Genomic DNA, 15,527 nt, shown 5'->3' with positions numbered 1-15,527 from the left:
CGTAGCTGGTCAGCCCGGGTGCCCGCGGGCGGCCTGCGCTCGCCCGTCGTGAGCGCAGGCCGCCGTACGTACCGTCAGGCCGCCCGTGGTGTCAGGCGGTTGCCGGCTTTGCCGCCGTCGCCGTCCCCTGTCCGGCCTCCGCCGCCGCGTCCCCCGACGTCTCCTCCTCCGCCTCCGCCAGGTCGTGCCCCCGCGTCTCCCGTCCGCAGAGCACGGCCAGCACGGTGATCACGGCGGCGATCGCCACGTACACCGAGATCGGGGTGGAGCTCCCGTGGTCCTTCAGCAGCGCGGTGGCGATCAGCGGGGCGGGCGCGCCCGCCGCGACCGAGGCGAACTGGGCGCCGATCGAGGCGCCCGAGTAGCGCATCCGGGTGGCGAACAGCTCGGAGAAGAAGGCGGCCTGGGGCGCGTACATCGCGCTGTGGAAGACCAGTCCGACGGTCACCGCCAGCAGGAGCGAGCTGAAGGATCTGGTGTCGACCAGTCCGAAGAAGACGAACGCCCAGGCGCCGACGCCCACCGCGCCGACCAGGTACACCGGTTTGCGCCCGACCCGGTCGGAGAGCGCCCCGAAGACCGGGATCAGGGCGAACTGGATCGCCGAGGCGATCAGCACGGCGTTGAGCGCGGTCTGCTTCGGCAGGTGGACGTGGTTGACGGCGTAGGCGAGGACGAACGTGGTCATGACGTAGTACGAGATGTTCTCCGCCATCCGGGCGCCCATCGCCACCAGCACCTCCCGCCAGTGGTGTCGCAACACCGCCACCAGCGGCGTCTGTTCGGGCTTCCCCAGGGCCGCCTCGCGCGCCTCGGCCCGGGCCAGGGCCTGCTTGAACAGCGGCGACTCGTCCACCGCCAGCCGGATCCACAGCCCGACGCCGACCAGCACCGCCGACAGCAGGAACGGCACCCGCCAGCCCCAGGAGAGGAAGGCCTCCTCCGACTGCACGGTGGTCAGCAGCGACAGGACGCCGGCCGCCAGTAGGTTCCCGGCCGGTGCGCCGCTCTGCGGCCAGGACGCCCAGAACCCGCGCCGCCGGGCGTCGCCGTGCTCCGACACCAGCAGCACCGCGCCGCCCCACTCGCCGCCGAGCGCGAACCCCTGCACCAGCCGCAGCACGGTGAGCAGGACCGGCGCCGTCGCCCCGATCGAGTCGTACGTCGGCAGACAGCCGATCAGGGTGGTCGACCCGCCCATCAGCAGCAGGCTCACCACGAGCAGCTTCTTCCGCCCCACCCGGTCCCCGAAGTGCCCGAACACCAGGGCCCCGAGCGGCCGGGCCGCGAACCCGATGGCGTAGGTGAGGAAGGAGAGCAGCGTGCCGGTCAGCGGATCGCTGTTCGGGAAGAACAGCTTCCCGAACACCAGCGCCGCCGCCGTTCCGTACAGGAAGTAGTCGTACCACTCGATCGTCGTTCCTATGAGGCTGGCGGCCACGACTCGTGGCAGTGAACCTCTCGTGTCCTTCGGGGCGTCGGCGCTGCTCATGGTCACCACTTCCGGCTGGGGGACGGTGTTGCCACAAGGTAGGAACTCCCTTGCCCGGATCCTATGGTGGAGGCCGATACATCAATGGGCGGCGATATGGGCGAGGGGGCCATAGGCCCCGGAGGGTGGGACGCCCGACCGCGCGGTTGACGCGGTAGTCGCGATGCCCCGACGAGCCGGCGGGGCCGCCGGCGAGTGGTTGCGACCACGGCACCTGCGCGGAGCTCCGACCGGGGATCTCCGGGCACTTGCCGCTGCGGACGCCGAGCAGCCGGCGGTCCTCGGCCCCGGCCCACTTCTGCTCTCCGGTCTTCGCCGCGCGGTCAACGGGCGGTCCAGCCGCCGTCGATCGGGAGGCTGGCGCCGGTGACGTAGGAGGCGTGCGGGGAGCAGAGCCAGAGGACCAGCCGGGCGACCTCGTCGGGTTCGATCAGGCGCTTGACGGCGGTGCGGTCGAGCATGATCCGTTCCACCACCTCGTCCTCGGGGATGCCGTGGGCGAGTGCCTGGTCGGCGATCTGACGCTCCACCAGGGGGGTCCGGACGTAGCCCGGGTTGACGCAGTTGCTGGTGACGCCGTACGGCGCGCCCTCCAGCGCCACCGTCTTGCTCAGCCCCTCCAGCGCGTGCTTGGCGGTCACGTAGGCGGACTTGAAGGCGCTGGCCCGCAGGCCGTGGACGGAGGAGACGTTGACCACCCGCCCCCACTCCCGCGCGTACATGTGCGGGAGGGTCCGGCGCAGGATCCGGAACGGCGCCTCGACCATCACCCGCTGGATCAGCAGGAACCGGTCGACCGGGAACTCGTGCAAGGGCGCGACGTGTTGGAGGCCCGCGTTGTTGACCACGATGTCGGCGTCGGCCGGCAGCGCCTCCACCGCCTCCGGGTCGGAGAGGTCGGCGACGTGGGCGACGCCGCCGATCCGCCCGGCGAGCCGGCGGGCGGGCTCGCCGGCGACGTCGACGACGTAGACCCGGGCGCCGGCCGCGGCGAGGGCTTCGGCGCAGGCGCGGCCGATGCCCGAGGCGGCCCCGGTGACCAGGGCGGTGCGGCCGTCGAGCGGGCGGTCTGAAGTGGTGTCCATGGCCCAGAACGGTAGGAATCCGGCGGCTTCCCTCCTATGTGGCGAACCCCTACAGCATCAGGGTGAACTGTGGTGATCACCGTCATGACGGTCCATCGGCGGGAGGAGTCGTGAAAGCCAAACCGATCGCTGGGCGTCTTCCCCACAATGGGCGCGGATGCTTCACCCGTTCGGAGGATTGCTCGGTCAGAACCACCCATAGCGCCCGAATGCTCGCTACATTCACGCCGATTCCCGACAGGGGGCGTCGCCACAGGCAGCCGAACCGCTGGTGGAGCCGGTGCGGCGTCCGAGAGGTGTTGACTGACTATGCCCCAAAGGCCTGTAACCGACAGCCCGGCGTACGGACCGCTCGACCCGCTCGACCAGCACCGAGGTCCGGTCGGCCGGGCCCTTCCGGACGCCCCCGACACCCCGACCGCCGACGAGCTGCGGCTTCCCGTCCAGGCCACGCCCGACCGGCACCCGACCGTGCTCGCCACCGCCGACGAGCCGCCCCGGCCGGCCCAGGTCGACCCCGCGGGCGGCCGTCCGGCGGGCCGGACGGGAGGTCAGTCGGGCGGCCACTCCGGGTCGGCCACGCAGAACCTCCAACTGGCCGCCCTGATCGAGGAGGCGGGCTTCTCGCACGCCGGGCTGGCCCGCCGGGTCGACCAGCTCGGCCTGGAGCACGGCCTGGACCTGCGGTACGACAAGACCTCGGTCACCCGCTGGCTCCGCGGCCAGCAGCCGCGCGGCGCCACCCCGGCACTGATCGCCGAGGTGTTCACCCGCCGGCTCGGCCGCCGCCTCACCGCCCAGGACCTCGGCCTGGACGCCTGCGCCCCGGTCTACGCGGGCCTGGAGTTCGCCGAGACGCCGCAGGAGGCGGTGGACATCGTGGCGAGCATGTGGCGCAAGGACAACGGCCCGCAGTCGGAGCTGCGCCGGATCGCCTTCACCCCGGCCGGGCTGGTCGTGCCGAGCCGGGACTGGCTGATCGGCCGGACCGACGAGCGGGTCGCGCGGGACGGCTCCACCCTGGCCAGGCCCGATCCGGGCAGTGGCGCGCCGTCCGCCGGACCACCCGGCCCGGGTGCGCCCGGCGGCTCCGCCGCGCCTCCGGCCCGCGGCTCCGCCCCGGGCACCTCCGGCACGCCCGGAACGGGCCTCGGCCGGGCTGCGACCCCGGCCGGATCGGCCACCGGAGCGGCTCCGGCCGCCGCGGGCACGCCCGCCGGGGCGACTGCGGGGCCCGCCTCCGGGACGGCCGCCGGCACGACCGCGCTCGGCCGGGTGCCGACCCAGAGCCGGCGTCCGCCCATCGCCGTCGAGCCGCCGTACCACGACCCGGCCCGCGAGCCCCGCCCGGCGCTGCGGGTCGGCCGGGGGGACATCGCGGCCATCCGCGCCGTCGGCGACCTCTTCCGCGCGCTGGACCACGCCTACGGCGGCGGCCACGCCCGCCAGGCGCTGGTGCGCTACCTGGAGAGCGAGGCCGAGCCGATGCTGCGGGGCCGCTACGGCGAGCAGATCGGCCGCGCGCTGTTCGGTGCCGTCGCGGACCTCACCCGACTGGCCGGGTGGACGTCCTTCGACATCGCCGCGCACGGCCTCGCCCAGCGCTACTTCGTCCAGGCCCTGCGGCTCTCCCAGGCCGCCGGCGACCGCGCGCTCGGCGGGTACGTCCTGGTGACGATGAGCCAGCAGGCCGTGCACCTCGGCCACGGCCGGGAGGCCGTCCAGCTGGCCAGGGTCGCCCAGCAGGGCGTCGGCGGAGCCGTGCCGCCCACGGTGCAGGCGCTGCTGCACGCCGCCGAGGCGCGTGGGCACGGCCTGCTCGGCGACGTCCGCTCCTGCACCACCGCGCTGGTCCGCGCCGAGCGGTCGCTGGCCGCGGCCCGGGCGGGCGACGAACTGCCCTCCTGGGCCCGGTTCTTCGACGAGGCCCAGCTCTCCGACGAGTTCGCCCACTGCTACCGGGACCTCCAGCAGTGGCGGACGGCCGCCCAGCACGCCGAGAAGTCGCTGCGGCTGCGTTCGCCCGCCTACGCCCGGAGCCGGATCTTCTGCCGGCTGGTGCTGGCCACCGCCCGGCTCGGGATGGGCGACCTCGACGAGGCCTGCGGCATGGCCACCGACGCGCTGCGGGCGGCGGGGGAGATGCGGTCGGCCCGCTCGCTGGAGTACGTGCGGGACTTCCACCGCCGGCTCACCCCGTACCGGGGCAGCCCGGTGGCCCGGGCGTTCGAGGAGACCGTGCGCCAGGCGGGGGTGATCTGATCGGCATACGCCCGAGCCCCGGGCGGCGGAGCGCCTACCGGTTCTCGGTGTTCACCAGCTCTCGGCGTTCACCCGTGGCCGGTCGCCCTCGCCGGCGGCCGGCGGGCGGACGTCCCCGCGCAGTCGCTGGGCGGTGAGCGGGAAGCACAGCACCGAGAGCATCCCCGCGCCGACCAGTGCGGCGGCCGTGGAGGACGGCAGGTGCCCAGAGTCGACCTCGATGGTGGTGATGACCACGACCAGTGGCAGCGCCGTCGCGCCGTACAGCCCGAGCGCCACCCGGTCGCGCCGTCCGAGCCCGACCGGGGCGATCAGCGCCGCGGGCAGCCCGCGCACGGCCAGCAGCAGGGCCAGGAAGAGCGGGACGAGCAGCAGCGTGCCCGGATCGTCCAGCAGCGCCGAGAGGTCGAAGTTCATCCCGCTCACGACGAAGAACACCGGGACGAGGAAACCGAAGCCGATGCCCTCCAGCTTGGCCTCGATCACCTCGCCCTCGGCCTCCGGGACGTCGGACAGCAGCAGCCGGGAGACGATGCCGGCGGTGAACGCGCCGAGCAGCATGTCGAGGTCCAGCCAGAGCGCGGCCGCGACCATGGTCGCGAGCGCGAGGATCACGGTACGGACGGCGAACTGGCCGGAGGTGCGCAGCGTGCGCCGGATCAGCCGGGTCATCCGGACCGGCCGGGCGCGCCGGGCGTAGCCGATCGCGACGGCGGTGATCACCGCGAAGGCGGCCAGGATGACGGCGGTCCTGGCCGGGGTGTTGCCGCTGAGCAGGACGGCGATGGCGATGATCGGCCCGAACTCGCCGACCGCGCCGGTGGCCATCACCAGCGAGCCGAACGGGGTGGGCAGCTCCCCGGAGTCGCGCAGGATCGGCAGGATGGTGCCCAGTGCCGTGGTGGTCAGAGCCAGCCCGGTGAAGGCGCCGTCCAGTGGGTCGGGGTTGACGAGCGCCCCGACGCCGAGCGCGGCCACCAGGGTGACCAGCCACGCGGTGCCCGCCTGCCGGAGCGGGCCGCCGCGCAGCTTGGCGAAGTCGATCTCGTACCCGGCCAGGAACATCAGCATGGCCAGACCGAGCTGGGAGAGCGCGTCGACGAAGTCGTCGGTGCGCACCCAGCCCAGGACGTCCGGGCCGATCAGGACGCCGAGCACGATCTCGAACACCACGGTGGGGACGGCGATCCACCGCAGCAGCCGGTCGGCGAGCAGCGGCGCGGCCACCGCGGCGGCCGGGACCAGGATCAGCGCGAGCGGTTGGACCTCAGGCCCGGCGCTCACCGGGCGTCCGGCGGAGGGGGAGGAACCATCCGATCAGCGGTCATATCGGCATACTGGCACGCGGCCGGGCCCCTCTCCGGCAGCCCGGCCGCGTGCCGGTGACGGCAACGGGCCCGTCAGGCCGCCGCCTCCGCCTCCCGCACGGCCAGCGGCAGCCCGAGGTCACGGACCACGGCCTCGGCGGCCCGGCGTCCGGACACCAGCGCGCCCTGCACGCTGCTGGTGTCGCGGTGGTCGCCGCAGACGTACAGCCCGGCCAGCAGCCGGACCGGCCGCCGGGTGTTGTGCGGCGGGGGCATGGCCGGTACGGCGTCCGGGAGGTGCCGCACGCTCAGGAACTGCCAGCCCGCCACCGGTGTCCCGTACAGCTCCGCCAACCGTCCGCGGACCGCGGGTTCCAGCGCGGCCGGCCCGCCGGCGTCGAAGCTGCGGCGGCCGAGCACGGTCGTGGCGATCAGCGCCTGCCCGGCCGGCGCGTACGACGGGTGCAGCTCGCTGAGCACCAGCGAGTGCGAGACCAGCGACTGCTGACCGTTCGGGCGGTCCCCGTCCAGGAGGAGGACCGCCTCGCCGAGCGGGCTCCGGTCGGCCGCGTGGTAGAAGGTGGTGACGGGGTGGAAGCCGGGCAGCCGCAGGCCCGGCAGCAGGCCGGTGGCGGACCGGGGGTCGGTGGCGACCACCACGGCCTGGGCGTTGATCCGCCCGTGCCCGACGGTCTCCACGCCGTCGGCCGCTATCGAGGTGACCCGTACGCCGGTGCGTACGGTGCCGGCGGGGAGGGCGGCGGCCAGTTGGGCCGGCACGGCCGCGATCCCGCCGGCGGGCAGACAGAGCCGGCCGCGCGCGTAGCAGCGGAGCACCAGGTCGGCGACCCGGCTGCTGGTGCCGAGGGCCGGGTCGCTGAGCAGGGCGCCGAGCAGCGGTCGCAGGAGGCCGTCGACGGTCCGCGGGGCGAGCCCGCGGTCGGCGAGAGCCCGGGCGGCAGTGGTCTCGGGTCGGGCCTTGAGACGGGCGGCGGGGGTCGCCGCCAGCCGGTTGAGCCAGCTGCCGAGCCGCGCCTTGTCCAGCGGACTGCCCAGTGGGGCCCGGGCGGCGGCCTGCCGGGCGGTGGTCAGTTGTGGGTCCCCGACCCGGTACCGGCGCCCGGCGCTGTGCACAAGGACGCCGGGGGCGAGCGGGCGCAGTTCGAGGCGGTCGAGGTCGAGCACACGACGCGGCTCGGGGAAGGCGGTGTTCAGCAGGTGGCTTCCGTGGTCGAGCCGGAATCCGTCCAGCTCGTGGGTGGCTGCTCGGCCGCCGATCCGGTCCGAGGCCTCGAGGACCTGGACGGTCAGGCCGTGGCCGGTGAGGACGCGGGCGGCGGCCAGGCCCGCGAGTCCGGCTCCGACCACAACGACGTCCGGATCGGACTGCCGGCGGGTGCGGCGAATGAAGTCATACGTGGGCACGGGTGGCTCCCTCCCTGGTCCCGGGGTTTCGGGCCGGCGCAGGTAGCGGGGTGCTGGGACACGGTCCGACGATGTGATGCCCAGTCAGTGTGAGGGTCAGACAGGCGCATCGGGCCCGATCCGAAGCCGGGAAGAGGAGTGACAGCATCCGGTGGGGGCTCGGTCACGGACTGTGATTCGATCCGGGTGGGATTCCGGCCCGGCGGGCGCGCACGGTCACCAGGGGCGCGTAACGCGCCCGCAGCGTGCTCCCGTGCGCCCCCTCACGGAGCCCCGCCCGGACTGCGTCGGGCATATGCCCATGGCCAGGGCGGACGTCGTACGGCGCCTACGCGGTGGTGGGGGGACCGTGCATCGGCGCCGCGGCGGTCGTCGAACCCGTCGCGCCCGCCGCCCCCGGTCGGCCCGCTGCGCCCGGCCGCCGCCCCCCGGCCCGCCGTCCGTCGCCCGCCCGCCGCCCGCCTGCCCCCCGGCCGCCGCCCCCGGCCCGCCGCCCGCCCCCGGCGGCCCTGCCCGGCGGCCCGTCGCCCGCAGCCCCCGCTCCCGGCGCCGTACGCCCCGCCCCGTTCCCACCGCCCCGTTCCCGCCGCGCCGTCGGGTCAGAGGGCCGCCCGCACCGCCGAATCCACGTCGGGGTGCCGGAACCGGAAGCCCGCGTCCAGCAGCCTCCGCGGCACCACCCGGTGGCTGCCGACCACTTCGACCGCCAACTCGCCCAGCACGGCGTCCAGGAGTGCCTTGGGCACCGGGAACGGCGTCGGCCGGTGCAGCTCCCGGCCGAGCGCCGCCGTCAGCTCGGCATTGGTCACCGGCTCCGGGGCGGTGAGGTTGAACGCGCCGCTCAGGTCCTCCCGGTCGATCAGGAACCGCAGCGCCGCGACCTCGTCGGCCAGGGAGATGAAGCTCCAGTACTGCCGGCCGTCGCCGAGCCGCCCGCCGAGGCCGAGCCGGAACAGCGGGAAGAGCCGCCCGCCCGCGCCGCCGTCCGCCGAGAGCACCAGCCCGGTCCGCGGGTGCACCACCCGGACCCCGGCCCGCTCGGCCGCTCCGGCGGCGGCCTCCCACTCGACACAGACCTCGGCCAGGAAGTCGTCCCCGGCGGGCGACTCCTCGTCGATCACCCGGTCCCCGGTCTGTCCGTAGAAGCCGACCGCCGACGCGCTGAGGAAGACCTGCGGCGGCTCGGCGAGCCCGGCCACCGCGGCGGCCAGCGTCTCGGTGCCGAGCACCCTGCTCTCGCGGATCTCCCGCTTGTAGGCGTCGGTCCAGCGCCGGTCGCCGACCCCGGCGCCGGCCAGGTGCACGACGGCCTCCACCCCGGCGAGCCCGGCCCGGTCGACCTGACCCAGCAGCGGGTTCCAGCCGATGGCGGTGGTGCCGTCCGGTCGAGGGCCGGTTTTCGAGCGGTGCCTGACCAGCCGTACCACCTCGTGGCCGTCCGCCAGCAGCGAGTCGACGAGTGCCGAGCCGATCAGTCCCGTGGATCCTGTGACCGCGATTCTCATGCGGACATCCTCGCAGCCGGGACCTCGCAGACCCGGGCGCTGCCGGCCGGAGCGTCGCCGGCCGGGGCGCGGCCCGCCCGGACGTCGCGCCCGGACGTCGCGCCCGGACGTCGGGCCCGGACGTCGAGGCACCCCACCCGGTAATTCCGTGTACGCCCGGGACCCCGCTGATTAGCATGACGCGCATGCGCGAAGCCGACGATCTGATCATCCGTCCCGCTCAGGCCGAGGACGAGAAGGAGCTCTCCGCCCTCAACCGTGCGGCGTGGACCTGGCTGGCCGATGTCGCTCCACGGCCCGACGAGGGTGCGGACGTGTTCGACGAGCGCCACAGCCCGGACCAGTTCCTGCTCGCCGTGCTCGGTGACCGCGTCGTCGGCTACGTCCGGGTCGTCCCGCCCACTCCGCTGGCCAGCAACGCGCACGTGCGCCAGATCCAGGGCCTCGCGGTCGACGCCGGGGCCCGGGGCCGCGGCGTCGGCGTCGCGCTGGTCGAGGCCGCCTGCGCCGCGGCCCGCGAGCAGGGCGCCCGCCGGCTCACCCTGCGCGTGCTCGGCCACAACGCTCCGGCGCGCAGCCTCTACGAGCGCTGCGGCTTCGTCGTCGAGGGCTCGATGGCCGAGGAGTTCCTGATCGACGGCCGGTACGTCGACGACATCCTCATGGCCCGCACCCTCACGGCCTGACACCGCGCCCCCGCGCCCGGCCCCGACCTCTCGGCCCGACCCCGGCCCTCCGCGGGGCGGAACGGCCCGGCGGCGGGGCCGCCCGCCCAGGGCCGCCCCGCCCCCGAACCCGCTTCCGCCGCCCCACCAGGCGCGTTACCGGCGAGTCGTCAGATCCGGACGCGGGTGGTGCAGAGTCGTGACAGACCCGGCCTGTCTGGACCGTCACCCGGACGGGTACGGTACGGCCGTGAGCAACTCGACGCCTCCGGGGTGGTACCCGGTACCGGGTGCGGACGGCACGGCCGGTCATGAGCGCTGGTGGGACGGCAACGCCTGGACCAGCGAGGTGCGGCCCGTCCAGGCGGGCGGCGGTCAGATTGCCGACGCCCCGACACAGGTCTCCTGGCAGAACCCGACGCAGGCCTCCGCGCCCCCCTCCTACGGTTACGGTGCGGCGCAGCAGGGGCAGCCCGGGTACGGCTACCCGACGCAGAACCCGCCCTCCTACGGCTATCCGCAGGCCGCCTACACTCCCCAGCCCCAGTCGAACCGGATGAAGACGGGTACGGCCGTGGCCATCGTGGTCGGGGTGCTGGCCGTGGTCGGTGTGGTGGCCGCCATCGCGCTCAACAGCGGCGGCGGCACCCCGACGGCCGGTCCGACCACCCCGGTGGCGACCGTGACCGTCACGGACACCCCGAGCCCCACGGCCACCCGCACTCCGACCCCGACTCCGACCCCGACCCGGGGAACCACGCCCACGACGACCGCGCGCCCGGCGCCGGCGGTCAAGGACACCGTGGCCGACCCTCAGCACGCCATCACGGTGCCGGTCTTCGACGGCTGGGACGCGACGACGGACGGCGCGCACTCGACGGTCTTCCTCGGCAGCGGCCGGTACACCTGCCCCGGCGGGGGATCCTGCATCCGCGGACAGTTCTCGGTCGAGAAGGACACCGTCTCGGGCGCCTCGGCCCGGGCGGCGGCCGAGGCCGCGATGCCCACCTACGCCGCGGCGATCTTCAGCAACATCTCGTCGCACACCGACGCCGGTTCGTCCAGCACGACGGTCGCGGGCATCTCCGGCTACGCGGTGCGCTGGCACATCGTCACGGCGGACGGCAGCAAGGGCTACGTCCTGATGGTGGCGGTGCCGGCCAAGGGCGGGGGCTACGTGGCCTTCGAGGGCGGGGTCGACGACGCCGCGGGCGCGCCCGACCCCACCGTGCTGGACCAGATCCTCAAGGGCATCAAGCAGGACACCGGCGCGGCGGGCGGCTCCACCACCTGACCGCCCGCCGCGGGGCTCAGTCCCCGTACCGCTCCCAGAGCTTGGGGAACCGTTTCGCCATGACGTCGGGGTCGTCGAAGTCCAGGGCGGCCCCGTACGGTCGTGCGGGCTGCCGCTCGCCCACCTCGGGCAGCGGCAGTCCGGTCAGCTGCTCGTACGCCTCGTCGGCGGCGTAGCCGAGGTCCTCGGCCTCGCCGTCCTCCTCCTCGTCGAACTCGGGCAGCAGGTCCGCCAGGTCGTCCGGTTCGTGCAGCCCGCCCTCGAACACGTCCCGGCCCTGGCCGATCAGCCAGCACCGGAAGTAGTCGAAGGTGTCCTCGGAGGCGCCGTCCAGCAACAGGTACGCCGCGCCCCACAGGTCGTGGCGGTAGGCGCGCTGGAACCGGGCCTCGAAGAGTCGCGCGAAATCGATCACGTCGTCCGGGGCCAGCTGGGCGAGCCGTTCCACCAGGCGTTCGGCCTGTTCGTCCGGATCGCCGTCGGAGGCTTCCCGGGTTTCGTCGATGATCTGCCAGAAGTCGGTCTCGTCCATCACCGCTCCAGCATCCCTGTTCCCCCGCACGTGCGCATGCGATGGTCGTGCGAATCACCCTGAACCACGCGAAAATCTCGAATCCGCGGGGAGATCCGTGGCCGCAGGCCGGTCCGCACCCGTCGGTGAGCACCGCCGGCGAGTACCCGTCGGCCCGAACCGTCCGGCGGGCACCCGTCGGTCCGCGCCCCCGGGAGGCACCCGCCGGCGAGCGGCTGCCGGGAGGCAGCACGGGGAGCGGCTCCGGGGAGCGCGGAACCCCGCGCCGTCCGGGGACGACGCGGGGTTCCGGTACCGCTGTGTACCTGCGGGGACCCTTACAGGCCGAGCTCGACCTCGAACTCGCCGGCCTCCAGGATCTCCTTGACGGCCACCAGGTAGCGGGCGGCGTCGGCGCCGTCCACCAGGCGGTGGTCGTAGGAGAGCGACAGGTAGGTCATGTCACGGATGCCGATGGCGGTGCCGCCGTCGGCCTCGATGACGACCGGGCGCTTGACGGTGGCGCCGATGCCCAGGATGGCCGCCTGGTTCGGCGGCACGATCACGGTGTCGAACAGCGCACCGCGCGAGCCGGTGTTGCTGATGGTGAAGGTCGCGCCGGACAGCTCGTCCGGGGTGATCTTGTTGCCGCGCACCTTGGTGGCCAGCTCCGCGGTCTTCTTGGAGATGCCGGCGATGTTGAGGTCGCCCGCACCCTTGATGACCGGGGTCATCAGACCCTTCTCGGAGTCCACCGCGATACCGATGTTCTCGGTGTCGAAGTAGGTGATGGTGCCCTCGGCGTCGTTGATCCGGGCGTTGACGACCGGGTTGGTCTTCAGCGCCTGGGCGGCGGCCTTGACGAAGAACGGCATCGGGGACAGCTTCACGCCCTCGCGGGCGAGGAAGCCTTCCTTGGCCCTGCCGCGCAGCGACATGATCTTGGTGACGTCGACCTCGACCACGCTGGTCAGCTGGGCCTGCTCGTGCAGGGCCTTCAGCATGTTGTCGCCGATGACCTTGCGCATGCGGGTCATCTTGACCGTCTGGCCGCGCAGCGGGGACGGCGCGGCGGCGGCGGCCTTCGGCGCGGCGGCCGGGGCGGCAGCGGCGACGGGGGCCGGAGCGGCCTTGGCAGCCTCGGCGGCGGCCAGGACGTCCTGCTTGCGGATGCGGCCGCCGACACCGGTACCGGTGACGGAGGCCAGCGCGACGCCCTGCTCGGCGGCGAGCTTGCGGACCAGCGGGGTGACGTAGGCGTCACCGGCGTCGACCACCGGGGCGGCCGGCGCGGCCGGGGCCGGGGCAGCCGGAGCGGCGACCGGGGCAGCCGGGGCCGGAGCCGGGGCAGCCGGAGCGACCGGAGCCGGGGCAGCGACCGGAGCCGGAGCCGGGGCAGCCGGGGCAGCCGGGGCCGGAGCGGCGACCGGTGCGGCCGGAGCCGGGGCCGGAGCCGGGGCAGCCGGGGCGACGGGGGCCGGAGCCGGAGCAGCCGGAGCGGCGGCCGGAGCCGGGGCAGCACCCGCGGCACCGATCAGCGCGAGCTGGGCGCCGACCTCGGCGGTCTCGTCCTCGCCGACCAGGATCTTCACCAGGGTGCCGGCGATCGGCGACGGGATCTCGGTGTCGACCTTGTCGGTGGAGACCTCGAGCAGCGGCTCGTCGACCTCGACCGTGTCACCCTCGGCCTTCAGCCAGCGGGTGACGGTGCCCTCGGAGACCGACTCGCCCAGTGCGGGCAGCAGCACCGGGGTGGCGTCGCCGGCCGGGGCGGCCGGGGCGGCAGCCGGGGCCGGAGCGGCGGCCGGCGCCTCGGCGACCGGGGCCGGAGCAGCCTCGGCGGCCGGAGCAGCCTCGGCGACCGGAGCGGCCGGAGCCGGAGCGGCCTCGGCGACCGGGGCCGGAGCGGCCTCCGGCGCACCGGAGCCGTCGTCGATGATCGCGAGCTCGGCGCCGACGGCGACGGTCTCGTCCTCGCCGACCTTGATCGAGGCCAGGATGCCCGAGGCCGGGGCCGGGATCTCGGTGTCGACCTTGTCGGTGGAGACCTCGAGCAGTGGCTCGTCGACCTCCACGCGCTCACCCTCGGCCTTCAGCCAACGGGTGACGGTGCCCTCGGAAACGCTCTCGCCCAGCGCGGGCAGTGTTACTGAGACCGCCATGGTTTCAGCGACTCCTATCAAGTCTTGCGTACTGGAAGTTTGGGGGGTGGGGCGCGATCAGTCGTGCGCGTGCAGCGGCTTGCCGGCCAGCGCCAGGTGCGCCTCGCCCAGAGCCTCGGACTGGGTCGGGTGCGCGTGGATGAGCTGCGCGACCTCGGCAGGCAGAGCTTCCCAGTTGTAGATCAGCTGAGCCTCTCCGACCTGCTCGCCCATCCGGGCGCCGACCATGTGGACGCCGACCACGGCGCCGTCCTTGACCTGGACGAGCTTGATCTCGCCGGCGGTCTTCAGGATCTTGCTCTTGCCGTTGCCGGCCAGGTTGTACTTGAGGGTGACGACCTTGTCCTTGCCGTACAGCTCGACGGCCTTGGCCTCGGAGATGCCGACGGAGGCCACCTCGGGGTTGGAGTAGGTCACGCGCGGGACGCCGTCGTAGTCGATCGGCACCGGCTTGAGGCCGGCCAGCCGCTCGGCGACCAGGATGCCCTCGGCGAAGCCGACGTGAGCCAGCTGCAGGGTCGGGGCGAGGTCGCCGACGGCCGAGATGGTCGGCACGTTGGTGCGCATGTACTCGTCGACGAGGACGTAGCCGCGGTCCATCGCGACGCCGTTCTCCTCGTAGCCGATGCCGGCCGAGACCGGGCCGCGGCCGATGGCGACGAGCAGCAGGTCGGCGTCGATCTGCTTGCCGTTCTCGGTGGAGACGCGCACACCGGTCTCGGTGTACTCGACGCCGGAGAAGCGGGCCTTCAGCTCGAACTTGATGCCACGCTTGCGGAAGGCGCGCTCCAGCAGCTTGGAGGAGTTCTCGTCCTCCAGCGGGACCAGGTGCGGCAGGGCCTCGACGATGGTGACCTCGACGCCGAACGACTTCCAGACCGAGGCGAACTCGACGCCGATCACGCCGCCGCCGAGGATGACGGCCGACTTCGGGATGCGGTCGAGCTTGAGGGCGTGGTCCGAGGAGATCACGCGGTTGCCGTCGATCTCCAGGCCCGGGATCGAGCGCGGCACGGAGCCGGTGGCCAGCACGATGTGGCGGCCCTCGACGCGCTGGCCGTTGACGTCCACCGAGGTCTGCGAGGAGAGCTTGCCCTCGCCCTGGATGAAGGTCACCTTGCGGGACGCCACCAGGCCCTGGAGGCCCTTGTACAGGCCGGCGATGACGTCGTCCTTGTACTTGTGGACGCCGTTGATGTCGATGCCCTGGAAGGTGGCCAGCACACCGAACTCGGCGGCCTCCTTCGTCTCGTCGGCGATCTCGGCCGCGTGCAGCAGCGCCTTGGTCGGGATGCAGCCGCGGTGCAGGCAGGTGCCGCCGAGCTCACCCTTCTCGATCAGGGCGACGCTCAGGCCCAGCTGGGCGGCGCGGAGCGCCGCGGCGTAACCGCCGCTTCCGCCTCCGAGAATGACTACGTCGAAAACGGTGCTGGCGTCGTTCGCCACGTCACGTCCTCCATGCAATGGGGTGTGGATCGCCGGGCCGGTCACGGTCCGGTAGTTCGGAAGCCTTTGTGGGGCGCCCAGTCGTGCCGGAAATACATCTTCGCACTTGTTCGCGGCGGCTGATGTCCGGGTCCGCCCCAGGGGTGTCCCGAGGGGCGGTCGCAGGGGTGGGGGCACCCCGGACGGAGGGGCATCGTCGCAGCTCAGGGCGGTGTTGACAGCGGGCCCGACGGAGTCGTCCGAGCCTGCGGAGCGCCCGGTTCCGCAGTGCGGAACAAAGTTTCGCCCGCAGCGAACAGGGGTGCGGACTCCCCGTCGCGTCCCCTACCGGCCGGTAACCGACTCGGGCGCGAGGCTCGGCCGGACGAGGACC

11 protein-coding genes are annotated in these 15,527 nt (G+C 73.9%); 3 read left to right on the top strand and 8 right to left on the bottom strand.

Features of this window, described 5'->3' with window-relative positions; genetic code table 11:
- Nucleotides 1-91 precede the first annotated feature (91 nt).
- On the bottom strand, nt 92-1,492 hold the full coding sequence (locus PUR56_RS19790; protein WP_329949905.1) for an MFS transporter: 1,401 nt from the start codon (nt 1,490-1,492) through the stop codon (nt 92-94).
- Between the two features lie 323 nt (nt 1,493-1,815).
- Nucleotides 1,816-2,577, bottom strand: coding sequence for a 3-hydroxybutyrate dehydrogenase (locus tag PUR56_RS19785; RefSeq protein ID WP_329949904.1), 762 nt, complete (start codon nt 2,575-2,577; stop codon nt 1,816-1,818).
- Nucleotides 2,578-2,886: 309 nt separating this feature from the next.
- On the opposite strand from PUR56_RS19785, the gene PUR56_RS19780 reads away from it, so the two are divergent.
- Nucleotides 2,887-4,839, top strand: coding sequence for a regulator (locus PUR56_RS19780; RefSeq protein WP_329949903.1), 1,953 nt, complete (start codon nt 2,887-2,889; stop codon nt 4,837-4,839).
- Between the two features lie 51 nt (nt 4,840-4,890).
- Here the strand turns inward: PUR56_RS19780 and PUR56_RS19775 are convergent, their stop codons facing one another.
- From PUR56_RS19775 to PUR56_RS19765, 3 genes are all read right to left on the bottom strand, one after another.
- A complete protein-coding gene (locus tag PUR56_RS19775) occupies nt 4,891-6,123 on the bottom strand; it encodes a cation:proton antiporter (RefSeq protein WP_329949902.1) in 1,233 nt (410 codons plus the stop codon).
- 116 nt (nt 6,124-6,239) lie between these two features.
- Nucleotides 6,240-7,571, bottom strand: a complete 1,332-nt coding sequence (locus tag PUR56_RS19770) for an FAD-dependent oxidoreductase (RefSeq protein WP_329949901.1) — start codon at nt 7,569-7,571, stop codon at nt 6,240-6,242.
- A gap of 599 nt (nt 7,572-8,170) precedes the next feature.
- A complete protein-coding gene (locus PUR56_RS19765; protein WP_329949900.1) occupies nt 8,171-9,076 on the bottom strand; it encodes a TIGR01777 family oxidoreductase in 906 nt (301 codons plus the stop codon).
- Between the two features lie 176 nt (nt 9,077-9,252).
- Here PUR56_RS19765 and PUR56_RS19760 point away from each other — a divergent pair, with 176 nt between their 5' ends.
- Both PUR56_RS19760 and PUR56_RS19755 read left to right on the top strand, forming a co-directional pair.
- Nucleotides 9,253-9,762: a GNAT family N-acetyltransferase gene (locus PUR56_RS19760; RefSeq protein ID WP_443034533.1), complete on the top strand. Its 510-nt coding sequence runs from the start codon at nt 9,253-9,255 to the stop codon at nt 9,760-9,762.
- Nucleotides 9,763-9,991: 229 nt separating this feature from the next.
- The gene (locus PUR56_RS19755; protein WP_329949898.1) at nt 9,992-11,035 is read left to right on the top strand and encodes a DUF2510 domain-containing protein; all 1,044 of its coding nucleotides are present in this window, start codon (nt 9,992-9,994) and stop codon (nt 11,033-11,035) included.
- A 16-nt stretch (nt 11,036-11,051) separates the two neighbouring features.
- Here PUR56_RS19755 and PUR56_RS19750 read toward each other — a convergent pair whose 3' ends face one another.
- The 3 genes from PUR56_RS19750 to lpdA all read right to left on the bottom strand — a co-directional run bounded on the left by PUR56_RS19750 (nt 11,052) and on the right by lpdA (nt 15,172).
- Nucleotides 11,052-11,567, bottom strand: a complete 516-nt coding sequence (locus PUR56_RS19750) for a DUF4240 domain-containing protein (protein WP_329949897.1) — start codon at nt 11,565-11,567, stop codon at nt 11,052-11,054.
- A gap of 317 nt (nt 11,568-11,884) precedes the next feature.
- The gene (sucB, locus tag PUR56_RS19745; protein ID WP_329949896.1) at nt 11,885-13,708 is read right to left on the bottom strand and encodes a 2-oxoglutarate dehydrogenase, E2 component, dihydrolipoamide succinyltransferase; all 1,824 of its coding nucleotides are present in this window, start codon (nt 13,706-13,708) and stop codon (nt 11,885-11,887) included.
- A 57-nt stretch (nt 13,709-13,765) separates the two neighbouring features.
- Nucleotides 13,766-15,172: a dihydrolipoyl dehydrogenase gene (lpdA, locus tag PUR56_RS19740; protein ID WP_329881696.1), complete on the bottom strand. Its 1,407-nt coding sequence runs from the start codon at nt 15,170-15,172 to the stop codon at nt 13,766-13,768.
- Nucleotides 15,173-15,527: the final 355 nt, after the last annotated feature.

Source organism: Streptomyces sp. BE303 (assembly GCF_036290945.1).
Taxonomy (GTDB): Bacteria; Actinomycetota; Actinomycetes; order Streptomycetales; family Streptomycetaceae; genus Kitasatospora.
This window is presented reverse-complemented; position numbering and strand designations above follow the sequence as displayed.

Coding starts and splice junctions, on each gene's coding strand:
- PUR56_RS19785 (WP_329949904.1), bottom strand. CDS start 2,577: ATGGACACCACTTCAGACCGCCCGCTCGACGGCCGCACCGCCCTGGTC.
- sucB (WP_329949896.1), bottom strand. CDS start 13,708: ATGGCGGTCTCAGTAACACTGCCCGCGCTGGGCGAGAGCGTTTCCGAG.
- PUR56_RS19790 (WP_329949905.1), bottom strand. CDS start 1,492: ATGAGCAGCGCCGACGCCCCGAAGGACACGAGAGGTTCACTGCCACGA.
- PUR56_RS19780 (WP_329949903.1), top strand. CDS start 2,887: ATGCCCCAAAGGCCTGTAACCGACAGCCCGGCGTACGGACCGCTCGAC.
- PUR56_RS19750 (WP_329949897.1), bottom strand. CDS start 11,567: ATGGACGAGACCGACTTCTGGCAGATCATCGACGAAACCCGGGAAGCC.
- PUR56_RS19765 (WP_329949900.1), bottom strand. CDS start 9,076: ATGAGAATCGCGGTCACAGGATCCACGGGACTGATCGGCTCGGCACTC.
- PUR56_RS19760 (WP_443034533.1), top strand. CDS start 9,253: ATGACGCGCATGCGCGAAGCCGACGATCTGATCATCCGTCCCGCTCAG.